Annotated in this window: 23 protein-coding genes; 3 read left to right on the plus strand and 20 right to left on the minus strand. The window is 51.9% G+C overall.

Annotated features, from left to right (window positions below; genetic code table 11):
* Positions 1-74 precede the first annotated feature (74 nt).
* From cheW to flgB, 19 genes are all read right to left on the minus strand, one after another.
* Positions 75-581 (minus strand): chemotaxis protein CheW, encoded by a 507-nt coding sequence (cheW, locus tag DK872_RS22205; protein ID WP_007370639.1) that lies wholly within the window; start codon positions 579-581, stop codon positions 75-77.
* On the minus strand, positions 568-2,631 hold the full coding sequence (gene cheA, locus DK872_RS22210; protein WP_007370638.1) for a chemotaxis protein CheA: 2,064 nt from the start codon (positions 2,629-2,631) through the stop codon (positions 568-570). The genes cheW and cheA overlap by 14 nt, the downstream gene beginning before the upstream one ends.
* Positions 2,632-3,570: a flagellar motor protein MotB gene (motB, locus tag DK872_RS22215; protein ID WP_161518860.1), complete on the minus strand. Its 939-nt coding sequence runs from the start codon at positions 3,568-3,570 to the stop codon at positions 2,632-2,634.
* Positions 3,567-4,457 carry a flagellar motor stator protein MotA gene (gene motA / locus DK872_RS22220; RefSeq protein WP_007370636.1) on the minus strand — a complete coding sequence of 297 codons (891 nt, stop codon included), beginning with the start codon at positions 4,455-4,457 and terminating at the stop codon, positions 3,567-3,569. The genes motB and motA overlap by 4 nt, the downstream gene beginning before the upstream one ends.
* Before the next feature lie 124 nt (positions 4,458-4,581).
* Positions 4,582-5,130, minus strand: a complete 549-nt coding sequence (gene flhC, locus DK872_RS22225) for a flagellar transcriptional regulator FlhC (protein ID WP_007370635.1) — start codon at positions 5,128-5,130, stop codon at positions 4,582-4,584.
* Positions 5,131-5,143: 13 nt separating this feature from the next.
* Positions 5,144-5,491, minus strand: a complete 348-nt coding sequence (gene flhD / locus DK872_RS22230) for a flagellar transcriptional regulator FlhD (RefSeq protein WP_007370634.1) — start codon at positions 5,489-5,491, stop codon at positions 5,144-5,146.
* A 16-nt stretch (positions 5,492-5,507) separates the two neighbouring features.
* Positions 5,508-6,236 carry an RNA polymerase sigma factor FliA gene (locus DK872_RS22235; RefSeq protein WP_007370633.1) on the minus strand — a complete coding sequence of 243 codons (729 nt, stop codon included), beginning with the start codon at positions 6,234-6,236 and terminating at the stop codon, positions 5,508-5,510.
* A gap of 127 nt (positions 6,237-6,363) precedes the next feature.
* Positions 6,364-8,025, minus strand: a complete 1,662-nt coding sequence (locus DK872_RS22240) for a methyl-accepting chemotaxis protein (protein ID WP_035888271.1) — start codon at positions 8,023-8,025, stop codon at positions 6,364-6,366.
* A 110-nt stretch (positions 8,026-8,135) separates the two neighbouring features.
* Positions 8,136-9,062, minus strand: a complete 927-nt coding sequence (flgL, locus tag DK872_RS22245; RefSeq protein WP_227136478.1) for a flagellar hook-associated protein FlgL — start codon at positions 9,060-9,062, stop codon at positions 8,136-8,138.
* Between the two features lie 48 nt (positions 9,063-9,110).
* Entirely contained in the window at positions 9,111-10,751 is a 1,641-nt protein-coding gene (flgK, locus tag DK872_RS22250; RefSeq protein ID WP_071921256.1) for a flagellar hook-associated protein FlgK, read from the minus strand.
* 100 nt (positions 10,752-10,851) lie between these two features.
* Positions 10,852-11,817 carry a flagellar assembly peptidoglycan hydrolase FlgJ gene (flgJ, locus tag DK872_RS22255; RefSeq protein ID WP_007370629.1) on the minus strand — a complete coding sequence of 322 codons (966 nt, stop codon included), beginning with the start codon at positions 11,815-11,817 and terminating at the stop codon, positions 10,852-10,854.
* A complete protein-coding gene (locus DK872_RS22260) occupies positions 11,817-12,926 on the minus strand; it encodes a flagellar basal body P-ring protein FlgI (RefSeq protein WP_007370628.1) in 1,110 nt (369 codons plus the stop codon). The genes flgJ and DK872_RS22260 overlap by 1 nt, the downstream gene beginning before the upstream one ends.
* A 3-nt stretch (positions 12,927-12,929) precedes the next feature.
* Entirely contained in the window at positions 12,930-13,643 is a 714-nt protein-coding gene (locus DK872_RS22265; RefSeq protein ID WP_161518861.1) for a flagellar basal body L-ring protein FlgH, read from the minus strand.
* 48 nt (positions 13,644-13,691) lie between these two features.
* Positions 13,692-14,474, minus strand: a complete 783-nt coding sequence (flgG, locus tag DK872_RS22270) for a flagellar basal-body rod protein FlgG (protein WP_007370626.1) — start codon at positions 14,472-14,474, stop codon at positions 13,692-13,694.
* A gap of 20 nt (positions 14,475-14,494) precedes the next feature.
* Positions 14,495-15,241 (minus strand): flagellar basal body rod protein FlgF, encoded by a 747-nt coding sequence (locus DK872_RS22275; RefSeq protein ID WP_090398501.1) that lies wholly within the window; start codon positions 15,239-15,241, stop codon positions 14,495-14,497.
* 12 nt (positions 15,242-15,253) lie between these two features.
* On the minus strand, positions 15,254-16,456 hold the full coding sequence (gene flgE, locus DK872_RS22280; RefSeq protein WP_107147314.1) for a flagellar hook protein FlgE: 1,203 nt from the start codon (positions 16,454-16,456) through the stop codon (positions 15,254-15,256).
* 46 nt (positions 16,457-16,502) lie between these two features.
* Positions 16,503-17,213, minus strand: a complete 711-nt coding sequence (locus DK872_RS22285) for a flagellar hook assembly protein FlgD (protein WP_007370623.1) — start codon at positions 17,211-17,213, stop codon at positions 16,503-16,505.
* Between the two features lie 8 nt (positions 17,214-17,221).
* Positions 17,222-17,626: a flagellar basal body rod protein FlgC gene (flgC, locus tag DK872_RS22290; RefSeq protein ID WP_007370622.1), complete on the minus strand. Its 405-nt coding sequence runs from the start codon at positions 17,624-17,626 to the stop codon at positions 17,222-17,224.
* Between the two features lie 8 nt (positions 17,627-17,634).
* Complete coding sequence (gene flgB, locus DK872_RS22295) at positions 17,635-18,048, minus strand: flagellar basal body rod protein FlgB (RefSeq protein WP_035888263.1); 414 nt, start codon at positions 18,046-18,048, stop codon at positions 17,635-17,637.
* Between the two features lie 275 nt (positions 18,049-18,323).
* On the opposite strand from flgB, the gene flgA reads away from it, so the two are divergent.
* The 3 genes from flgA to DK872_RS22310 all read left to right on the plus strand — a co-directional run bounded on the left by flgA (position 18,324) and on the right by DK872_RS22310 (position 19,844).
* Positions 18,324-19,016 (plus strand): flagellar basal body P-ring formation chaperone FlgA, encoded by a 693-nt coding sequence (gene flgA / locus DK872_RS22300; RefSeq protein WP_035888261.1) that lies wholly within the window; start codon positions 18,324-18,326, stop codon positions 19,014-19,016.
* 71 nt (positions 19,017-19,087) lie between these two features.
* Entirely contained in the window at positions 19,088-19,384 is a 297-nt protein-coding gene (gene flgM, locus DK872_RS22305) for a flagellar biosynthesis anti-sigma factor FlgM (protein ID WP_007370618.1), read from the plus strand.
* A 19-nt stretch (positions 19,385-19,403) separates the two neighbouring features.
* On the plus strand, positions 19,404-19,844 hold the full coding sequence (locus tag DK872_RS22310) for a flagella synthesis protein FlgN (protein WP_161518862.1): 441 nt from the start codon (positions 19,404-19,406) through the stop codon (positions 19,842-19,844).
* An 819-nt stretch (positions 19,845-20,663) separates the two neighbouring features.
* Here DK872_RS22310 and DK872_RS22315 read toward each other — a convergent pair.
* Positions 20,664-22,313 (minus strand): SgrR family transcriptional regulator, encoded by a 1,650-nt coding sequence (locus DK872_RS22315; protein ID WP_161518863.1) that lies wholly within the window; start codon positions 22,311-22,313, stop codon positions 20,664-20,666.
* Positions 22,314-22,675: the final 362 nt, after the last annotated feature.

Here is a 22,675-nt window from a genome sequence, read left to right on the forward strand (position 1 = left end):
TTTATCAATAAGCAACAATAAAAAAAGCCTCTCCGTTAACCGGAAAGGCTTGTGAAATAAAAACGCAGAAAGAATTAATTGAAGCCGTTATCGGCGACTTTATCGATCAGTTCCATCTCATCACTGTTTAACAGTTTTTCGATATCCACAAGAATCAACATCCGCTCACCCATCGAACCGAGGCCCAGCAAATATTGCGTGGAGAGCGCGACGGTATATTCCGGCGCAGGTTTAATCTGCGCGGCGTCCAGCGACAGCACATCGGAAACGCCATCAACGACAATGCCCACCACGCGGCTGCTGTTCAGGCTGAGGACAATCACAATGGTGTTGTCATCAAAATTGGCCGACTCAAGAGCGAATTTCACCCGCAGATCGACAATTGGCACAATCACGCCGCGCAGATTGGTGACGCCAGCGATAAAGTCCGGCGTATTGGCAATACGCGTCACGCGATCGTAGCCACGGATCTCCTGCACTTTCAGGATCTCAATGCCGTACTCTTCATTACCCAGACGGAAGGCGAGGAATTCATGCCCCGCGTCATCCTTCAATTGCTTTTCTGTATCAGTTAAGTTCATTTAATAACCTTTCAACCTGTGATTCAGGCACCATTGTCAACGCATCTCTTTTTTTGGCTAATGTCGTTAACACGGCGACATCCAGTATTAACGCCACGCTGCCGTCCCCCAGAATGGTGGCGGCAGAAATGCCCGGTATTTTGCGGTAGTTTTGCTCAAGGTTTTTCACTACCACCTGATGCTGACCGATCAGTTGATCCACCAGCAGGGCATAGCGATTGCCCGCGCTCTGTACAATCACGGCAATCCCCTCGCTGATGTCGTAATCCGCTTCGTGAATGCCAAAGAGTTGTCCCAGTTCGACAAGCTGCAAATACTCATCGCGCACCTGCAACATCCGTTCACCACCGGTCATACGGTGCATTTTCGTTTCAGAAAGCATTAACGATTCCATCATGCTGCCGAGCGGCAACACATAGATCTCAGAACCGATGCGAACCGACATGCCATCAAGGATTGCCAGCGTCAGCGGCAAAATAATCCTGATAGTCGAACCTTTACCCTGCTCAGAATGGAGGGTGATATGGCCGCCCATCTCCTGGATATTACGGCGCACAACGTCCATACCCACGCCGCGACCGGAGATATCCGTCACTTTTTCTGCGGTGGAGAACCCGGCGGCGAAAATCAGCATCCACACATCTTCATCGCTGATGTTTTCGCTGATCAACATGCCCTGAGCCTGCGCCCGCGCGAGAATTTTTTCGCGGTTCAATCCGGCACCGTCATCGCTCACTTCAATAATGATATTGCCGCCATGATGTTCCGCAGAGAGCACCAGATTGCCCTTATCCGGCTTGCCGTTGGCGCGACGCACATCAACCGGTTCAATTCCGTGATCGAGGCTGTTACGCACCAGATGCGTCAGCGGATCGACGATCTGTTCGATCAGGCGTTTGTCCAGTTCCGCGGAGCCGCCCACCAGCGTCAGCTCCACCTCTTTATTCAGTTTCGCCGCCAGATCGTGAACCAGACGCGGGAAGCGGCTAAAGACGTAATCCATCGGCATCATGCGGATAGACATCACCGATTCCTGAAGGTCGCGGGCATTACGCTCAAGCTGAACAATGGTATTGAGCAGGGTATCGTGGCTTGATGAATCAAGGGTGCCGGAAAGCTGCGACAGCATCGCCTGCGTGATGATCAGTTCGCCAACCTGGTTGATGATCTGATCCACTTTTTCCACCGCTACGCGAATGCTGCTCGCTTCCGCCGCCTGCGGGCGGTTGCGTGAAGATTCCGGTCGCGAAGGACGCGGCTGTGCTGATGCGCCAGCAACAGGCTGCGCAACCGCGCTGCTTTCTGCCACTTCCGGCACAGCAGCCTCCTCAACGGCCAGCGGAGTAGCAGCTTTAGCTGGTGCCGGAGAGATGGTTATCTGCTCCGGTTCCAGAATAAAGCACAGTACCGCCTGGATATCATCGGCGCTGGTGGTGGTTTGCAATACCAGTTGCAGAGCGCCGTTTTCACGCTGTACATCGCTGATGCTCCCCAGATTCGCCAGCTCTTCCAGCAGCGGATCCTGATCCTCATCTTTCACTTTTTGCAGCACGATGAGCAGGCGCGGTTCGCCCTCTTCAGCTTCCGCCGGCACCGCGATGGCAGAGGCCGTCACTGGCGCGACGATAGCCGCCGGGACAACCGCCGCAACGGGCGGCTGTGCTGCGTGGTCGTTAGCAATTTGCCGTAGCGCTTCGCAAATATACTGATAAGCCTCCTGATCCGGTTCAGAGGAGGATTTGTAGGCGTCCAGTTGATCCTGCATGATGTCCTTACCTTCCAAAAACAAACTTCGAATCTCTTCTGTAATCCGCAGCTTGTCGCTACGAACATCATCGAGGAGATTTTCCAGAATATGCATCGTCTGCTGCAGCGCAGAAAAACCAAACGTACCGGCTCCCCCTTTTATCGAGTGGGCGGCGCGAAAAATGGCATTCAATACTTCTCTGTCTGGCGACAGCAGATCGAGGTCAAGCAGGTGCTTTTCCATGTCGGCCAACAACTCGTCAGCCTCATCAAAAAAAGCCTGATAAAAGTCGCTGATATCCACTTAGTTATTCTCCATGGCCGTTTTGACTGTTGATTCCGTTGCAGGTGCTGCTGCACCCTGCTCCGCTTTTTTACTCTCATCCGACAGAGAGACAGGGTCACGTAGCAGCACATCTTCCTGCAGGATTTGTTTGGCGCGCTCCTGGCTGAGCACCAGGATACTGATACGCCGGTTAATCGGGTCGTCGGCGATCGTTCCCGACTGCACCATCGTGTCGGCGGTACCAATCACCCGGATAAATTTATTGCTGCCAAGCCCGGCGCTAACCAGAATGCGACGCGAGGCGTTGGCGCGATCGGAGGAGAGTTCCCAGTTGCTGTAACCCGCTTCGCCATTGGCATACGGCAGCGCATCGGTATGGCCGGTCATAATGATGCGGTTAGGCAATTCATTCAGTACCGGAACCAGAGCCTGGAGGATATTCACCATATAGCTCTCCGGAACCGGGCTGCCGACTTTAAACATCGGGCGATCGGCGCTGTCGGTGATCTGAATAAGCAGACCATCATCGGTCAGCGAAAGCCGTAAATTAGAGGTGAAATTGTTCAGACGTGGATCGGTTTGAATCAGGCTTTGCAGCTTGTTTCTGGCGCGCTTCAGATTCGCTTCCCGCTTTTTATCATCAATTTTATTCAACGTCTTTTTGAAGACTTCCCCGTCATTTTTCAGGGGATCGTCCCCGCCGCCGGGGATCACACTGTCGCTCAGGCTGGCTTTATCGCCCTTCGCCAGCGCGTTTTTCAGCGGGACTTTGAAATATTCAGCGATCTGCATACGCTGCTCCGGAGAAGAGGATGAGAGCAGCCACATCACCAGGAAAAAAGCCATCATCGCGGTCATAAAGTCCGCGTAGGCGATTTTCCATGAGCCGCCGTGCGACTCATGTTTTTTTCGGTTGAATTTGCGGACAACAATGGTTGCGGCTGACTTTTTCTTCACGTTGCCTCTCCCGTCGGTACGGACGATGAAGAGGAGCGGACTTCGCGCACGTGCTCATCAAGTTCAGCAAAACTCGGGCGCTCAGTCGAATAGAGCGTTTTACGGCCAAATTCAACGGCAATCTGCGGCGCATAACCATGAATACTGCACAGCAGCGTGGTTTTAATGCACTCCAGCATTTTCAAATGTTCGGCGCTACGCTGACGCAGCAACGTTGCCAGCGGCAGAACCATGCCGTAAGCAATCAGGATGCCGAGGAAAGTACCTACCATCGCATGGGCAATCAGTTCACCCAGCTCCGCCGCCGGGCGATCCGCCGCCGCCAGCGCATTGACCACGCCCATCACCGCCGCAACGATACCAAATGCAGGCAGCGCATCACCCACGGCATTGATACTGTTCGCCGGAACGTCGTGTTCGTGCTCGCAGGTCTCGATCTCCTCATCCATTAGCGCTTCCATTTCAAAGGCATTCATATTGCCGCTGATTATCAGACGCAGGTAATCGACAAGGAAATTCATGATTTCGGAATCCGCCAGCAGGCGCGGATAGGCGGAAAAGATGGCGCTGTTTTGCGGATCTTCGATGTCGTTCTCCAGCGCAACAACCCCACTTTGACGGCTTTTTGACAACAGCAGATACATCAGCGCCATTAAATCCATGTATAACGCTTTGGTGTAATACGAACCCCGAAATAAACGAGGAAAAGATTTCATGGTCGCGCGGATCGCTTTGCCATTATTCCCCACCAGAAAAGCGCCCAGGCCGGCGCCACCGATGATTAATAATTCAGTCGGCTGAAAGAGTGCGCCGAGATTACCGCCACTGATAGCAAAGCCACCAAATACGGCTGCAAATACCACGACATAGCCAATAATGACTAACACGTTAACTCCTTAATAATCTAAACGTCCGTTTATCATCTTTATTCCATGCATATAAGCGCGTAACCAGGCACGCATCGCTGCCGTTATTCACGGGGTGGTGATGTACATAGCAGTGAGCCAATATTTACCGGTACCGATCCATTAAAAAAACTTCCGGATTGACACGTTTAATTGCTCGCGAAGGCGGAAAACACAAACTGCAAGTGTATATAGCGTCAGGGCTCTCCTGTGTAGTAATAAACGAACCACCACAAGAGCAACATTCCGTATGCCTGATCATGCCGCAATCAACAAATCGTAATAACGTCCATGCGCGAGTAATACCGAGCACAGGTTTTTTATCTTTGCCGTCAAGACTATTCTCAAGGTACAGACGATAACTTTTCAGCATTGTTTCAACAGGACGGCCACCTTCGGTTTTTTCCAGATAACGATAAATATTATAGAAAATCGATGAGTGAATATTCTGTTCCCAGGACATATACCAGTCCGCGGAAAACGGTAACATCCCCTTCGGTGGTGAACATCCCTTAATTTCTTTATAGAGTTTTAAAAGCTTGCGGCGACTTAAACTTGTTTCGCTCTCGAGGACTTGCATCCGTGCACCAAAGGAAATCAATTCCACGGCGATTTGCGCATCCTTGATTTCAGAGATGATGCTTTTCTCACACATAGATATTTCCCTGTCAGGCCGCCGGACGTTCTTCCTCGGCAAGAGAATTAAGTAATTCTGTAGACAAAATGATTCCAGTATGAATGTTTTGTAAAGCATCAATACGCGAATCTTTCGTCAGACAGTCGATAACCATATCGCTGTCAATGCGCAAACGGCATATTAGCTGGCCTGTTGATGAAAGTTTAATAAGCTGTGAAAGCGATAAATCTTTCAACATATCAATTGTTGATTCATTTAGCCCAAGGCGAAATGTAGCGGATAATTTGTCTTCCATAATTAACCGCTGCGCCAGCAGCAGGTAAGAAAGATTCATATCCCGGATACATTGCAGTGGCTCGTCAAACGCTGTCACATTCATGGTAAACGTACCCTTATTATTCCCACCCACGATCTTCCAGGCGGGCCCGTAATCGTTTAATTGTTTGGCTATGCAGCTGGCTCACGCGTGTTTCCGTAATGCCCAGCAGCACGCCAACCTCTTTCATATTCAAATCTTGTTGATAATAAAGATTCAGCAGCATCTGCTCTCTTTCCGGCAACGCTTTGATCTCATTGCTGACTTGCTTTGTCAGATCGCCTAACAGCGCATCATGCAACGGGTCTAAGTGATCCTGTTCCATCTCTTCCAGTTCAAGACCATCTGCCAGCAGCTCCTGGAGCTCATCCAGCGAGCAGAGCATGCTGGTATTCGTATCTGCCAGCGTCTGCTGATACTCCTGCAGCGACATTCCCATTTCCGCTGCAACATCCGCTTCCGAAGCAACACCGCCGGTGCTCTGTTCCACCCGCATAATCGCGGCAGAGACTTCGCGGGATTTACGGCGAACGCGGCGAGGAACCCAGTCATGTTCGCGTAATTCATCCATAAATGCCCAGCGAAGGCGTTGTGCAATATAAACGCTCATCTTGACCCCTTTAGTCGGATCAAACTGTTCTACTGCATCCAGAAGCGCAATGGCGCCTGCCTGAATTAAATCGTCAATATCAACGCTTGATGATAATTTGGATTGTAATTTCAGTGCTTCGTAGCGGACTAAATAACCATATTTAGGCCATAGTTGTTCTTTCTGAATTGTGCCGTCAGAGCGATAAATCCCATTCACTATAACCATTCCCGAAGTGCTATTAATATATTTAAATTATTATTAATAATCGCCAAATCAAATAGCCCGATAAGCGAACGGAAAGTGAAACATACTCCTTATTTACGTCATGGCGGCACGACAGAAATTAAAAGGTTTCCCATTCACCTTCTGTTTTTGGCGCAGGTGAGAATTCCCGAATAACCGGAGAATTAACCACGCGGGGAACTTCAACCTTATTTCGCTCACGGGCTACGGCCGAAACATGGTGCTCATTCACCGTAAACTCCGCGACAATCTGATCGAGATTACGGGCGTGCTGTTCGACATTCGTGGCCGTACCTGCCGCCTGCTCAACCATCGTGGCGTTCTGCTGCGTGACGAGGTCCATTTCGTTGACCGCCTGGGCAATCTGGTTGATGCCGGTGCTTTGCTCTTCAGAAGCAGAAGCGATTTCCGCCATAATATCAGTCACCTGGATAACAGACTTAACTATCTCCTGCATCGATGTACCGGCCAGTTGCACTTCCTGCGAGCCGGTATTCATATTCGCCACGCAGGTGTTGATCAGCTGACGGATCTCTTTAGCAGCATCGGCGCTGCGTTTTGCCAGGTTACGCACTTCGCCTGCGACCACGGCAAAGCCACGCCCCTGTTCCCCGGCGCGGGCCGCTTCCACTGCCGCGTTAAGCGCCAGGATGTTGGTCTGGTTAGCAATGCTGTCAATAACGCTGTTGATGTCGGCAATTTGACGGGAGTTAACCGTAATTTCTTCCATGATGCGCTCAAGATTGCCCATCACTTCACCACCACTTTGCGCGCTGCTGCTGGCGCTTTCCGCCAGTTGTTTCGCGCTGTGGGCGTTGTCGGCGTTCTGACGCACGGTGATTTTCAGCTCTTCCATGCTGGCTGCGGTTTGTTGCAGCGCGGAAGCCTGCTCTTCGGTACGTGAAGAGAGATCGTTGTTGCTGTTGGCGATTTCTTGCGCATTACCATAAATATGCTTCACGCCGTTACGAATGCCATAGACCGTATCGGTCAGCGACAGACGCATCTTTTCGACTTCAATCAGCATCTCGCCAATTTCGTTTTTTGCACCAATATCAATCGCTTCGCTCAGGTTGCCGGTAGCAATCAACTGGAAAGACTGTTTCACCTGCTCCAAACGTCGGAACAGCGTTCGCTTAAGCCACTGGCGGGAAAGGAAAGCACACAGCAGGGCCACAACCAGTGCCACGGCAGTGAAAATAATCATTTTCTGAATGTGCCCGTGCGAAGTTTCACCGTACTGCTTAAGCAGACGATTTGCGTACTCTACGTATTGAGAAACACGATCCTGCAAGGCAATACGCTGTTTGGATTCTGCCAGCAGGTTACCGTGATAGTTGCCTGGATTGGTGATAAATTCCTTTTTATTCAATGTGGTAGAAATTACCGCTTCAAAACTCTGCTGAATGTCATGGCCGATTTTTTTCTCGGTTTCATCATCGAAAGGCGAGGTGGCGAAGGTATTCACCTTTTTTTGTGCGTCAGTCAGCGTGGCACTGATCTCCGCAATATCGTCTTGTTTTATTTCCTGCTGCAGCATGACGGCCAGCATCATGGCATTCACGCGGGAAACGCTACTGTTTACGCTGATTAATGCATCATTAAGCGTATCAATTTTTTTATTCGCTACGACAGTTGCATCGAAATTATCTGCCGCAGTCAGCGCATTACTCATTCCATAAGATGAAACAAAAATAATACAGACAACAATAACACCGAGAACAATACTGATCCCGGTTGAAATTTTTAACTCTTTAAACATAGAGAGACCTTTGAAGTAAAGGAGCGCCACAAAATATCTTTTAACGATATTTTTCCGTGTGGTTTTAATTTCGCTCCTGCCGATAAACAATAAAAAAAATACCGCGAGGGTTAACCAACGATGTTGAAGATATTCAGTTGTTGCATCGACTGAAAAACCGTCATCGATGAATTCAGCGCGAACTCAGACATTTTTGACTGTGACAGCAGAGTGATCATCGAATCCCAGTCGGAACCTAACGTCTCTTGCAGATGACTTTGGGTATCAATCCCCAGCGCATCCGCGCTGAAACCGAGCGTTTCCAGTTGCTGTAAGTTGGTGCCGACGACGGCGCGCACTTTACCGAGGTTATCGATGTTGCTCTTGATGCTGCGGTTGGTGCTGTCCAGCGTATCCTGCAACGCCTGACGATCGGCATCGTTGGTCACCGGTTGTTGTAATGCTGAGATAGCCGCATCCAGCGAGGCAAACAGATCATCCGCCGTACCGCTCATAAAGACATCGCTGCCAGTGTGACCGACCTGCATTTCGGTGCTGTCAGAAACCACTTGCGTCATCGCCGTATCACCGCCAACGTAAGTGCCATCATCCTGGAAAGGCGCAGAACCGGTTTTGTAGCCGCCGAAGATATAGCGGCCATCGCTGTTTTTGGTGTTCGCCAGATCCAGTAAGTTGTCGCGGATCCCCTGCAATTCCGTCGCCAGCGCCTGACGATCTTCATCAGAATAGGCGCCATTACCCGCGGCGACGATTTTTTCACTCAGATCTTCAGACAGCAGATTGGCAATCGAACCGAGAGTGTTATCTTCCTGGCCCAGCGCGTCCTGCGCGTAAGTGCGCGCCATATCGAACTGGCTCATTCTCGACAGCGCGCTTTGCAGCGTTACCGCCTGTGAAGCGCCGGTCGGATCGTCAGACGGCGTCAGCAGCGTTTGTCCGGCAGACAAGCGGCTGGAGAGATCGTTATAACCGGTCATCGCCTTCGACAGGCTGTCAATCCGGCTCTGAAACATAAACTGTGTGCTAAGACGCATCATTTATCCCTGTAGAGTGGATAGCGTGGGCCAGCCTGGCTGGCCGCAGGCTTAACGGATACTTAAAATGGTGTCGAAAATGGTGGTCGCCGTTTGTAATACCTGCGCATTCGCCTGGTAGTACTGAGAGAACATCTGCATATTGACGTACTCTTCATTCATATCGACGCCGGAGACCGACTGCTGCTGCAGCGACCACTGGTCGTAGACTTTGGCGGAGGTGGTAATGTCCCCCTTCAGCGCGCTCACCGATGAACCGACGGAACTGACCAGGCTGGCATACGCACCTGACAGCGTCATCTTGCCTACCACTTCCTCATCTTTAATGCCGATTAACGCGAGGATGTTTTCGTTGTTGCTCTCCTCTGTCGGATCAGCAGAAGAAGAGGCCGCAATTTCATCGCCATCGGTAATGGCAACGGCGATGCGATCGGCTGCGCCATCGGTCGGGTTAAGCGTAAAGCTGTCGCCCGGTTGCGGCGTACCGCCAGGCATAATGGAAATTCCCTCGAATTCCAGTTCGCCATTGCCGCCGATGGTCGGCGTGATGGCGCGCCCGTCGCGGGTGGTTACCGTCCAGTCGGTGCTGCCCGGCCCGTTATAGACCAGCTGATAATCTTGTGATTTCACTGCCGTGATATCGGTAAAAGAGACATCCAGCGAGCCGCTGCCCGCATTGTCGGTATTGCCAACCGCCTGCGGGTTACCAATGGAGAAAATATCGCCGCCAGCGTTGCCGTTCAGATCGTAACCGTTACCGTTCACTTCGTTGAACTTGTTTGCCATTTGCAGCGCCAGCTGGTTCAGTTGATCGCGCGCGGAAACCAGATCTTCATTACGGAATTTAAACAGCCCGCCCAGCTTGCCGGAGGTCGCATTTTCATCCAGCGCCAGCGCATTGCCGGAGGCATCGACATAGGAAACCACCGTCTGCGCCGGGTTTTCTGCGGAAGTGCTGGCCTGCAACTGGTACGACTTACCGCCGCTGACCAGCGCCATACCATTACCCATCGAGACATCAACCGTGCCGGTCTCTTTATTCTCGCTAACCTTAATGCCGATATTCTGACTCAGCTGATTTAATAGCTGGTCGCGCTGATCGAGTAAATCGGATGGCATACCACCGGTCTGCCCGTGAATCTTCTCAATCTGCTGATTCAGTTCGGCAAGTTGTTTGGTACAGGCATTAATATCCGTCACGGTCTGATCAATTTGTGTATTCGTACTTTTCTCAAGACCGTTTAATGTTGAGCTGTTTGAACGATATTGGTTAGCAATGGCATTAAATTGCGCCAGTACGCCCTGACGAGCCGCAGGATCAACCGGATCTTTACTCACGGCTTCCATGGCTTCAAACAGTCCATCCATGCTGGTTGAAATATTATTGGTACTGTCGCCCAACATATTATCAATTTGGCTAACTTGCTCGTAACGACCCGTTAATGACATATATTGAGTGGCTGCGCCGCGTACCTGATTGCTAATAAAACCATCATAGGCACGCTGCACGTCGCCTGTTTTTACGCCGTAGCCGAAGAAGCCGTAATTTGTGGATTTACCACCCGCTTCTCCCAGAATAATATTCTGTCGGCTATAGCCTGATGTCGTCGCATTGGTCAGGTTATTACCGACGACATTCAATGCGTTTTGAGCAGCACTCAGCCCACTTTGGGCAAGATTGAATAAATTCATAAATTATCGACCATGATCGGAAGAGGAGATCCATTATCTCCGGTAAAAATACGCTCTATATATTTAATCGGCCCGGTAATAATTCACTAAAGCCCGGAGCTTAAAATAATGAAGAAAAATCTGACGACCACGCATCCACCGCCTGATTCACATGCTGCCTGACCTGCTGAACTATATTAATGAGTTTTTTCGCATACGCCGGATCGGTCGCATAACCTGCGGATTGCAGTGCTTTTGCGGCTATTTCCGGTGAATCTGAATTAACAACATTTCTATAACGAGGATTACTACTTATTAACGATGTATAATCAGCCAGCGCGTCAGCATAAGAATCATAAACTTTAAATTTCGCTTTTACTTTTTGCGCGACGCCATTCTCATATTCTGTGGTGGTAATTTCCGTGGTTTCCCCCTCCCAGTGACTTGTCGCTTTGACACCAAACAGGTTATGGCTGGGTTTGCCGTCATTGGTCATAATTTCCCGGCGTCCCCAGCCCGATTCCAGCGCGGCCTGCGCAATAATCAACTGATGCGGGATCCCGCTCATACGCGCCACTTTCATCGCTGGTGCCATCAGGCGTGAAATAAACCCTTCCCCGGAAATGGCCGCCGTTTTAGGCTGTGCCTCTGGTTCTGGTTCTGGCGTATTTTCCACGTCGGCGTTCACCGCTGGCGCTGCGGAATGCAGCGGCGCGACAAGCATTTGCGCCGGGCTGATACTCAGCGGCACTTCCTGCGTTGTCGTCACGTTGCCCGCACTCGCGGCTTTACCGGTCATCTGCTGGATCATCAGGTCCGCAAAGCCCATTCGCCCTTTATCAGCGATGTTCTGCGCCACCTGTTGATCGTACATCGAGGTGAACATCTCAGACTGCTGGGTGTTGAACAGGCCATCTTTGAACGAGGCCTGGCGCATGCTTTTCAGCATCATCTGCACAAACAGACCTTCCATCTGTTTTGCCGCCGCTTTAAGCCCGTCTGGCGAGTCATCCCTGACTGCCAGTTTCAGCTTATCAAGCGAACGCGCATCAAATGCCGCCCCCTGCGAGACGCTGGCGCTATTCATTAGTTGATCTCCAGACGCGCCCGCAAGCAGCCTGCGGCTTTCATCGATTGCAGAATCGCCATCAAGTCGTTCGGCGTCGCGCCCAGGCTGTTCAGCGCTCTGACCACACTGTTCAGATCGGTGCTGGTGTTAACCCGTTGCAGGGAGCCATTTTGCTCGCGCACCGACAACTGCGTATTCGGCGTCACCACGGTTTGTCCGCCCGCCAGCGGCGTGTTCGGCTGGTTGACCTGGTTGGTTCGGTTCACTTCGACCGCCAGATCGCCCTGCGCAACGGCACAGGAATCCAGCGCCACGCGACCATTGATCACCACCGAACCGGTACGAGAGTTGATAATGATCCGCGCATCGCCTGCATCAACACGCAGCGGAATATCCTGCACTTCGGCAAGAAAACGCACGCGTGATGCGCTGTCTAACGGCGCACGCAGGCTCACAGTACGGGAATCCTGCGCGCTGGCGCTGCCAGGGTAGCGTCGGTTGATGGCGTCGCTGATCTGCTGCGCGACGGTAAAATCTTCATTATTCAGTTGCAGCATCAACGTATTCTGCCCGGCAAAACCTGACGGGACGCTACGCTCTACCGTCGCACCGCCGCTGATGCGGGCACCGTTAAGCTGATTGACCTGCACCCGGCTGCCGCCTGCCTGCGCACCCGCACCGGAAACCAGCAGGTTCCCCTGCGCCAGCGCATAAATCTGGCTGTCGGCCCCTTTCAGCGGCGTCATCAGCAGCGTGCCGCCGCGCAGGCTTTTCGAGTTACCCATCGAGGAAACCACCACGTCAATTTTCGCGCCTGGCTGGGCAAAAGGCGGTAACTCGGCAGTCACCATCACCGCCGCCACGTTTTTCAACTGCATGTTGACGCCTGCGGGCACCGTAATGCCCAGTTGCGACAGCATGTTGTTCAGGCTTTGCGTGGTGAAAGGCGTTTGCATGGTCTGGTCGCCGGTACCGTCCAGCCCAACCACCAGGCCGTAGCCCATCAGAGAGTTACTGCGAACGCCTTCTACCGTCGTCAGATCGCGGATACGTTCTGCGCTGGCTGTTGCCGGTAACAGCAGGCAAAGCAGCGCCATAAAGCAGGTTAAAAAAGCAGTTTTCATCATCAATTACATCGGAGAAAGGTTAAGGAACAGCCGCTGCAACCAGCCCATTTGTTGTGCTTCGTTGATGTAGCCATTGCCCACATATTCAATGCGCGCATCCGCCACCTGGGTGGAAACAACCGTATTGCTGCCGCTGATGGTGCGTGGGTTCACGATGCCGGAAAAACGTATAAATTCAGTCCCCTGGTTGATGGCGATCTGTTTTTCGCCCACCACAGCCAGGTTGCCGTTTTCCAGCACCTGTTTCACCGTGACGGTGATGGTGCCGCTGAAGGTATTTTTTGCCGCCGCGCCGCCTTTACCGGCAAAATCGTTGCTGCCGCTGAACGAGGCGTCCGCCTTCCCGCGGCCAACCAGCCCGGACATAAAACCAGGCACAGCCGTAATGCCGACATCCGTCGAGCCATCACGCGAGGCATTGGCGGAAGAGCTCTTGCTGGCACTGACATTTTCTTGCAGCACGATGGTCAGCGTGTCGCCGATGTTCCGTGGACGGCGGTCTTCAAACAGCGGTTGATACCCATAGTTCATCGCCTGCCCCGACTGGAAAATCGCTCCATTGACCGCGGCCGCCGCAACGGGTGCGGGCGCCGCGCTGGTTTCGCCATCCACCAGCGGCTTTTGCGGGATATACGCGCAGCCAGCGATCACAAACGGCAGAATAAGGGTCGTTGCCAGACGACGGAGCAGAGGCAGAGAGCAAAGGTGATTGGTCATCTCAGTCACTAAAGGAAAAGCAGCCGCGAGTGAACCCGCGGCTAAAGATCAAAGTTGAGTCAGGCGTTGCAGCATCTGGTCAGAGGTTGAAACCGCTTTACTGTTGATTTCATAAGCGCGCTGGGTCTGGATCATGTTGACCAGCTCTTCCGCTACGTTAACGTTGGAGGTTTCCACGTAGCCCTGTTTCAGGGTGCCAGCACCGTTCAGACCGGGGGTTGATTCATTCGGTGCGCCGGAAGATTGCGTCTCGCGGTATAAGTTTTCGCCAATACTTTCCAGGCCGGAATCATTGATAAATGACGACAGCGTCAGTTGCCCAACCTGCTGCGGCGCAGTCTGCCCGGCGACCGTGACGCTGACCGTGCCATCGCTGCCGATAGTCAGGCTTTGCGCTTCCTGCGGAATGGTGATGGCAGGCTGCACCTGATAGCCGCTGGAGGTCACCAGTTGCCCATTCTGATCGAACTGGAACGAGCCATCGCGGGTGTAGGCCGTGGTACCGTCCGGCAGCAGCACCTGGAAGAAACCGCCGCCTTCAATCGCCACGTCTTTGGTGTTATTGGTCTGCGTCAGGCTACCCTGGCTGTGAATACGCTCGGTCGCCACCGGACGAACCCCGGTCCCTAACTGCAAGCCAGAAGGAATAGTGGTCTGTTCGGAAGACTGCGCTCCCGGCTGGCGCAATGTCTGGTAAATCAAATCTTCAAACACAGCGCGCTGGCGTTTAAAGCCATTGGTGCTGACGTTCGCCAGGTTGTTGGAAATTACATCCATATTGGTTTGCTGAGCTTCAAGGCCCGTTTTTGCAATCCACAGGGAACGGATCATTCTCTTTCTCCTCGCCAGGATTAACCGGCGCTCAGTAACTGGTTGGCGCTTTTTTCGTTGTCATCCACGGTGGTAATGACTTTCATGTTCATGTCAAAACCACGGGCCGTTGCGATCATCTCCACCATTGATTTCATCGGGCTGGCGTTGCTGCCTTCCAGCATGCCGGGCATCAATTTGAGATTCGCGTCGGCGGGAAGCGTCGCCGGGGTCGTCGGATCGGCAACGTGAAACAGACCGTCATCGCCGTTTTTCAGCAGTGCCGGAGAGGCATTCACCATCTTCAGCCGCCCAACCTGCGCCACCGCTGTCGGTTCATCGCCCGCACCAAGCGCGGTGATTGTGCCGTCCGGCGCAATGGTCAATTTGGCTTGCGGCGGCACGGTTACCGGGCCGCCATCGCTCATCAACGGCATACCGCGAACCCGCAACGTGCCTTCGGCATCCACTTCAATGTTGCCGTCTTTGGTATAGCCTTCGCTGCCATCCGGCAGTTGTACTGCCAGCCAGCCGTTCTGCGGCAGCGCAACATCCAGATCGCGCCCGGTCGGATTGATGGCACCCATCGTGTCATCGCTCCACGGCGTGGACGCCGCCACCATCGTGCGGGTTTCAACCGACGGGCCGTGCACCGGAATAGCGCGATAAGCCGCTATCTGAGCGCGAAAGCCGTTGGTTGAGGTGTTGGCCAGATTGTTTGCGGTTACCGCCTGGCGATTAAGCGCCGCATTCGCGGCACCCATCGCGGTATATATCGCGCGATCCATAAGACGTTACCCTTAGCCCAGGTTAACCAGCGTTTGCAGGATGTCAGACTGGGTTTTGATGGTCTGAGAGTTGGACTGATAGTTGCGCTGGTAGACGATCAAATTGACCATCTCCTGGCTCAGATCCACGTTGGAGGCTTCCAGCATGTTGCCGTTCAGCGAACCCAGGTTGCCCGTATCGGCGATACCGATTACCGGCTGGCCCGACTCCGGTGTTTCCGCCCAGCAGTTGTTGCCCTGCGAAGAGAGACCGCCCGGGTTGGTGAAGTTGGAGAGCACCACCTGGCCCAGCAACTGGCTCTTACCGTTGCTGTAGGTTGCAATGATCTGCCCGTTATCACCCACGTTGTAGCCGTTCATCATTCCCGGCGGGTAACCAGTGGTGCTTGGGCTGTCCATGGTGTTTTCGGAAGCCTGCTGGGTAAGACCAGAGAGATCGATGTCGAAGTTCAGCGCATCGCCGCCTTTATAGGCCGCGCCCTGCACGTTCAGATCCGCCGGGTTAGTTATCAGCTTGCCGGAGGTATCAAATTCCAGATCCACCTGGCCCGGCGTCGCGCCCGGAGCGGTAGAGTCAACGGAGTAAGCCGTCCACTTGTTATCGGCGGTTTTAACGTAATAGACGTTAATGGCATGCTCGTTGCCCAGGCTGTCGTAAGCGTTAACCTGGGTGGAGTAGGTGTAGCTGTCGCCATCTTCCGGATCGAACGGCGTGGTGGTTACAACGTCGTTGCCGGAGTCGAGGTTACCGCTGATCGATCCAGCATCAGAGGCGCGAGCCGGCATCTGGCCGGTCGGGATCTGAATCGGCCCAACCGGTGAACCCTGCTGAATTTCCGGCGGAGTACCAATGGCCATATAGCCCGTCAGACGCATGCCCTGGCTATTAACAACATAACCATTCTGGTCGGTTTCAAACTGACCGTTACGGCTGTAAAACACGTTGCCAGCTTCAGTGACCATGCGGAAGAAACCGTTGCCCTGGATACCCATATCCAGCTGGCTGCTGCCTGCGCCCAGTACGCCATCGCTGAAGTTCTGGTTTACACCGGCAACCTGAACGCCCATGCCGATCTGCGATCCGGCAAAAACGTCAGCAAACGCAATCGCGCCTGATTTAAACCCTACGGTTTGGGAGTTAGCAATGTTGTTACCGACAACATCGAGTGCCTGCGAAGCGGCATTCAGGCCACTAAGACCTTGAGAAAAACCCATTTGATAAATTTCCTGTACAGTGATTGCACAAAACTAGAGGTGAAAATTATTCGATGAGGAACACATCGCTCAGTGAGGCTGAACCATCGATACCCAATTGCAGTTCCGCACCGCTGGCAGTGAACGCAACGCTCTGAACTTTTGCAGGCTTCAGCGCTTCAACTTCAGGCGTATTTCCGTCGGCGTTCGTCGCGGAGAAAGAGACGGTGAAGGTGGTATCGCTCAGCGCGCGCGGATCGGCAGGCTGGAAATCGCCCAAATCGTCCAGCGTGTACTGATGAACACCCGCTTTCACGTCCTGCATGGTGGTGGTGTACGCATTACCGGCGGAGTCGGTCAGCGTGACGGTGATTTCATCTGCATCGCTGCCAAGGTTGAGACCCATTTTCTGGTTGCCGCCCTCGGCAGTAGAGACCACTGGATCGCCTTTGATCATGATGTCGCGCCCAACCCAGTCCGCTGAGTTCATCTGCTGCATACCGGCAACCAGCACGCCCATGCTGTCCATGGTGCTGTTAAGCTGTTCGACGCCTGCGGCGGTGTTGAACTGCGCCAACTGCGAGGTCAACTGGTTGTTGTCCATTGGCGATGTCGGATCCTGGTTCTGCATCTGCGCGACCAGCAACGTCATAAAGTTATCCAGCAACTCATTGGCGGTGGAGTTGGTGCTGACACCGCCAGAGCCCGACGACTCAGACGCCGCGCGAGTTTTCGCGGTCGTCGTGGTCTGGTTATTCATTACGGGTGAAACAGACATAACAATCCTTATTGGCCTAAAGTCAGCGTTTTCAGCATTAACGTTTTTGCCGAATTCATAACTTCAACGTTCGCCTGATAACTGCGGGAAGCCGAAATGGTATTCACCATTTCACCGACGACATCGACGTTCGGCATATGTACGTAACCTTTGTCATCCGCTAATGGATTCGCAGGTTCATACACCAGACGATCCGGATTATTAGACTCGGTAATACCGCTAACTTTTACGCCGCCAATATTCTGGCCGACAGCATTATCGACATTAAATACAACCTGTTTGGCGCGGTAAGGTTTACCATCCGGCCCGGCTATACTGTCGGCATTTGCCATATTACTGGCACTTACGTTAAGTCTTTTTGACTGAGCGGACATGGCTGAGCCAGAGATATTGAAAATACTAAACAGCGACATGAGAATGATTAGCCCTGATTAATGACACTCATCATATTTTTAATCTGAGTGCCGAGAATGGTTAAACTCGACTGATATTTCACATTATTATCAGCAAAATTAACGCGTTCACGATCCATATCCACCGTATTACCATCCGCGCTTGGCTGGTCAGGAATACGGTAGAGAAGTTGCCGATCGTCCATTTTCGGCGCGACGCCAGGAATATGTTTCCCGGACGTTAATGATAATGACAATGGGCCATTATGTTGTGTTTCCTGACGCATCGCATTTTTCAATTGCTTAGAGAAATCAATATCTCGCGCCTGATATCCTGGCGTATCGGCATTCGCAATATTAGAAGCCAGAATATCTTGCCGACGGGACATCAAACTTAATGCCTGCTGCTGGAAACGTAATTCATTATCAAGTTTGTCAAACATGAAACGACTCGCCCTCGTTCGGGAAATGATTATGGGCATAGTCTAAGAGACAAGCAGATAATTCTAAACTTTAAAAACCCGTCAGAAGTAAGCGCATTTGGATACTTCAAAAAAAGAGGATGACAAAAAGATAACGTAGAGATAGCCGACAACATTAATAGCGGGAATTGCCAGCAAAAGTGTCAGCATTTTACTCAGCAATAAAAGACGTACTCCATTACAATCAAATAACTATATCCGACATTTTTTATATTATCACCAGGGCCGTGTTTGTTATGCCTATTTCGTTAAGTAAACTCTCATGCACTTTATTAATGTGCTGGGGGTTATCTCTGTCCCCGGCGCAGGCAGCGACCAGCGAACTGCAAAGCCGAATCGCCAGTCTGTTAGCTGCTAATAATGAAGGGCAAAACCAGCCGACGTTTCATATCGCCATTTTGACGCCCGAAGCGAGACTCGCAAAGCTATGTCCTGAGCCGGATTTGCGCCTTATCGGGAATCCGGCGCGACTGACCGGAAACCGCAGCGTGGCGGCCCGCTGCGGGAATAAGCAGCATTTTATTCAGATAAAGGTAAATGCCACCGGCAAATACTGGGTTGTTGCACGCCCACTCACCGCCGGCCAGGTCATCACCCCGCCGGATATTCGCCCGATGGAGGGTGAACTGGCCAACTTACCCGCTGGTCTGCTGTTCGACGCAGAAAAAATTATCGGCTCCACGCCTACACGAGCGCTGCATCCGGGGCAGCCGCTGGCGGCCAACCAGTTGCGCCATCGCTGGGCGGTACTGGCGACCCAGGAAGTGGATATCGTCGCGCCGGGCGAAGGCTTTATGATCCGCGCCCGGGGGAAAGCGCTGAATAACGGCGGGCTGGACGATCGCGTCCGGGTACAGATGCGTAATGGGCAGATTTTGACTGCCGTTGTGATCGGCGACGAGAGGGTAAGTATGAACATGGACAATTGATTTCAGTTTTATTGCCTGCGTGCCGACTTATGTATTAAAGGCCCACGCAACGCATTAAAACCAGGAACAGTATGAACATAGAACGCACCCGGCAGGCGAAGCCTGTCCAGGCAACCAGCATGCAATCTCAATCTGAGATACGCGACAAAAACGCTCAGGCTTCTCAAGCGCGTAAAGACGCCGCCGGAGAATCCAGCACCCAGGTCAAACTCAGCCAACTGACCCAACAGTTCAAATCGGATACCAGCCGGGATATCGATACCGCACGCGTTGCCGGGATCAAGGCCAAAATGGATGCCGGTGAACTGACCCTCGACAGCGACAAAATCGCCAGCGCGCTGGTGCGCGACATCTTCAATTTCTCGTAATACAGAGTCTGATGTAACGATGGAAAATTTTACCGTTATTTTGCACAACATGGTGAAGCGACTGGACGAACTGGACAGCACGCTCGCCGAAGAGAACCGCCAGCTAAGTCAGGCGCAAATCAATCCGGTCTCGCTCCAGGTGATCTCGGATAACAAGAGCCGGCTGTTAGCGGCGATCAACTTTTATGATGAACAGCGCCGTCAGGAAGAGACGCAGTTGCGGATAGCGCCTCCCTTTATGCGTCATCGCGAACCTGCCGCCCTGTGGGAGCGCATTACCCGCGTGGTGAAAAAGTGTAATGCGCAGAATCAGCAGAGCTATCAACTGCTGGAGATGCACATGAAACGGGTGAGCGACGTGAAGAAGCTGGTCAGCCAGGTGGCCTCTTCGCCAATGTACGGCGCAAGCGGCGGTAGCGGCCAGCAGGATGCAGGCACGATGTACCGCATCTCGGTGTGATGCGCTGTCTCTATAGATGGTACAAACAGCGGGAAAGTGTTTCCAGATGTTTCAACCGGTTTGATAACCTTACGACATCGGGTCGCATTAAAGCGCAAAACCGCTTTTTTTGATCCTTTTTTTCCGGTTAAAAATTCTGAGTCAGCATAATTGAGCAACATTAAATAAAAAGGCACGGTAAATAAGTGGATATTCTGTGCCTTTTATCGTTGTTTGCAGAGAGAAGTTGCTTAAAAATAATGTTTACGAGCAGCATAAAAATAGCAAAAATATCCCTGTCGCGAAAATTCTGATACCGCGCCCGCGTATTAGTTTAGTAGTAGTTGCGATTATCCATTCTTATCATGCGATATAAACCACTTCTTTCGACTTGCCACCATTAGGTGGCAATTTTTTTGCATATCAATAATTTATAAAATAAAAATAAAAACCACATTATAAATACAAGTAAATTGAGTGGTATTTATTTAATTTCAAAAGAAGGGAATGAATGACAGGACATATATAAAAAAACAAACACCAAAAGATGCCATTAAGGCACCCATTTGTTTGTCATAGAATATACTTATCAGAACGTGAAGATCGGTTAATTTAATAATTAACAGAACACGTAGCATGTATTTTATGTGCAGAATGTGTTGCCGTCCAGCCTGACTTATGGCAAAAAGAAACAATATAACTCATTGTTTTAAAACAATATAAAAGTAAAATTACACATTACAGCCGCAAAACAGTAGCGGAAAGTATCGCTGAGCAGCAATCTCCCGCCAAATAACCGAATTTAAAAACCACAAGACAGCAATTCAGTGAGATATAACACTAGCGCGACGCATCTGCGACAACACCTTCCTCTGTGTCAGGTTCGTCGGTCCACAGGCGAGTAAAATCCGGCCAGCACTGTGAGTAGCAGCGAATCCCCTGAATTGAAGTCGGCGCCATCAGCCGGTAGCGTTGCAGGAACTGGGGCACTATCAAACCACGGTGAATCATAAAACGCAGCAGGCGCTGAATGCGCTGCTGATACGCTGTCGCAGCCCCGGCATTGATCTTATCCAGCGTGCTGGTTGCGCGCTGCCACTGTGCCGTTCCCCAGAACCAGCGCCAAATCACGCTGTGACGAAAGCGCTCTTCCATTGAAAACTCCGGGTAGTGACCAAAGCGCATAAACGCGAAGCAGATATCCTGCTCTTCCCAGATATTATCCTGCAGCAGCCAGTGGGTGACGTTCACCGGCGTCACGTTGAGCCGACACCCGCGATAGCTCAGGCTCTTCTCCAGCGCACCGACCAGCTTCGTCATTTTCGGCGAACGAAAATAGATCAGATTAAGGGTGGCAGGGAGCGTCGTTTCGACGTAACTCTCCTCTTCTTCCCGCATCCACTCCGGCAGCGGGGCGGCATTCTTCTCATTCTTGATAAAGGCCGCGCTAATCGATCGCGTGAGAACGCGGATCGTCTTCTGCTGCTCCGGGCTCAACCGGGCACGCAGCATATTAAAGAAAAGATAGTAAAAGGCATCGGCGCTCTGCTTGCAGGTCACGGCGTCCGGCGTCAGCAGCGAGCGGGGAGTATCCAGATGTACTTCGAACGGCAGCGGCAGGCTGTTCAGCGGTGTATTGAACGTCACTTCCGCGGCCTGCGGTGTTTCGCCGTACCAGTTGGCGGCGCGCGAGAGAACCAGCCGGGTATTGGTGTGCTCACTGACGCGAAACGGCCCCAGCCCGATCGAGCCATTCTCAGGGTGTGGCAAAGCATAAACCGGGTTAGCCAGCCGCCAGGGCAGCATGATATCCGGCTGGCGCAGCGTCAGCGTTAATACATGACCGCGCAGCGTTGCCGACACCACATGCGGCAGGCCCGGCCCGCCAACATAGCGTTGCAGTGCAGCCAGCAGTTGTTCCGGTGCAACCGGTTCGCCGTTATGCCACACCAGCCCGCGCCGCAGCATAAAACGCCAGCACAACCCATCGTCACTGACGCGTACCGTATGCGCCAGACCGGGAACCGGCTCGAGCTGTTCTGGCAGGTGGCGCATTAATCCATCGTGCACCATCTGCAAAACATGACGTCCTGCCCTGTCGACATGCACTGAAGGAACCGGCGTCAGCAGCGGGCGATAAAAAGAGATGACGTAACGGTAACCATCTTCAGAAGCCTGCGTTCCAACCGTCGCAGGGGCGTTTTTCGTCTCCGCCGCCGGATACTCTCCGGCGAGCAAGGTTTCCAGCGCCGCCGTTGTCATCCGGCACTGCAAAACGCCCAGCGCGCCGCGTCCCGGCCGGGAACTCCAGGCAAGCCAACCCTCTTCCTGCATCTCATTCAGTAGCGAGCGCGCATAACGTGACGTGCAGGCCAGGGTTTCAGCAATCTGCGCCAGTGATAATTCGTTAGGATAAGTGCTGTACTTATTAAGCAGACGGTTATATCGACGAAGCAAACCACTTTTTTTGGCGGCGGAATTAAAAATCATTGACTTTTACCATAATGACGCGACACAACCAGAGGGAATCAGTGCTTCTGAAAAGAAACAATTTTAATTATAGCCTATTTTTCACACATTAAGACTATTCTCAATTAAAGCAATGAATAATTGCTATGTTAATTATTCCTAATAGTTAACATAATGAATTAGAAGAATTTTTTAAAAAATAACTTTTAGTGCAAGAAAAGGATTCCAACGCGAGCGAAACACCTTAACGAGCGGTATTACTGACAGCATAGCGTTTTTCTTTTTTGCCGGTTAATTGATTAGGAATTATCACATCATAAATGCCTTACTTATATTTAGCAGTCGTGAAATACACGCAATGAATAAATGAAACCAGGCTAAAG

The organism is Kosakonia sp. MH5 (genome assembly GCF_009935945.1).
In the GTDB taxonomy this organism is placed as follows: domain Bacteria; phylum Pseudomonadota; class Gammaproteobacteria; order Enterobacterales; family Enterobacteriaceae; genus Kosakonia; species Kosakonia radicincitans.

Coding starts and splice junctions, on each gene's coding strand:
- DK872_RS22315 (WP_161518863.1), bottom strand. CDS start 22,313: ATGATTTTTAATTCCGCCGCCAAAAAAAGTGGTTTGCTTCGTCGATAT.
- cheW (WP_007370639.1), bottom strand. CDS start 581: ATGAACTTAACTGATACAGAAAAGCAATTGAAGGATGACGCGGGGCAT.
- flhC (WP_007370635.1), bottom strand. CDS start 5,130: ATGTGTGAGAAAAGCATCATCTCTGAAATCAAGGATGCGCAAATCGCC.
- flgM (WP_007370618.1), top strand. CDS start 19,088: ATGAACATAGAACGCACCCGGCAGGCGAAGCCTGTCCAGGCAACCAGC.
- flgL (WP_227136478.1), bottom strand. CDS start 9,062: ATGATGCGTCTTAGCACACAGTTTATGTTTCAGAGCCGGATTGACAGC.
- DK872_RS22310 (WP_161518862.1), top strand. CDS start 19,404: ATGGAAAATTTTACCGTTATTTTGCACAACATGGTGAAGCGACTGGAC.
- flgA (WP_035888261.1), top strand. CDS start 18,324: ATGCCTATTTCGTTAAGTAAACTCTCATGCACTTTATTAATGTGCTGG.
- flgB (WP_035888263.1), bottom strand. CDS start 18,048: ATGTTTGACAAACTTGATAATGAATTACGTTTCCAGCAGCAGGCATTA.
- flgG (WP_007370626.1), bottom strand. CDS start 14,474: ATGATCCGTTCCCTGTGGATTGCAAAAACGGGCCTTGAAGCTCAGCAA.
- flhD (WP_007370634.1), bottom strand. CDS start 5,491: ATGAATGTGACAGCGTTTGACGAGCCACTGCAATGTATCCGGGATATG.
- DK872_RS22265 (WP_161518861.1), bottom strand. CDS start 13,643: ATGACCAATCACCTTTGCTCTCTGCCTCTGCTCCGTCGTCTGGCAACG.
- DK872_RS22240 (WP_035888271.1), bottom strand. CDS start 8,025: ATGTTTAAAGAGTTAAAAATTTCAACCGGGATCAGTATTGTTCTCGGT.
- flgC (WP_007370622.1), bottom strand. CDS start 17,626: ATGTCGCTGTTTAGTATTTTCAATATCTCTGGCTCAGCCATGTCCGCT.
- flgK (WP_071921256.1), bottom strand. CDS start 10,751: ATGAATTTATTCAATCTTGCCCAAAGTGGGCTGAGTGCTGCTCAAAAC.
- DK872_RS22260 (WP_007370628.1), bottom strand. CDS start 12,926: ATGATGAAAACTGCTTTTTTAACCTGCTTTATGGCGCTGCTTTGCCTG.
- flgJ (WP_007370629.1), bottom strand. CDS start 11,817: ATGAATAGCGCCAGCGTCTCGCAGGGGGCGGCATTTGATGCGCGTTCG.
- DK872_RS22275 (WP_090398501.1), bottom strand. CDS start 15,241: ATGGATCGCGCGATATATACCGCGATGGGTGCCGCGAATGCGGCGCTT.
- DK872_RS22285 (WP_007370623.1), bottom strand. CDS start 17,213: ATGTCTGTTTCACCCGTAATGAATAACCAGACCACGACGACCGCGAAA.
- flgE (WP_107147314.1), bottom strand. CDS start 16,456: ATGGGTTTTTCTCAAGGTCTTAGTGGCCTGAATGCCGCTTCGCAGGCA.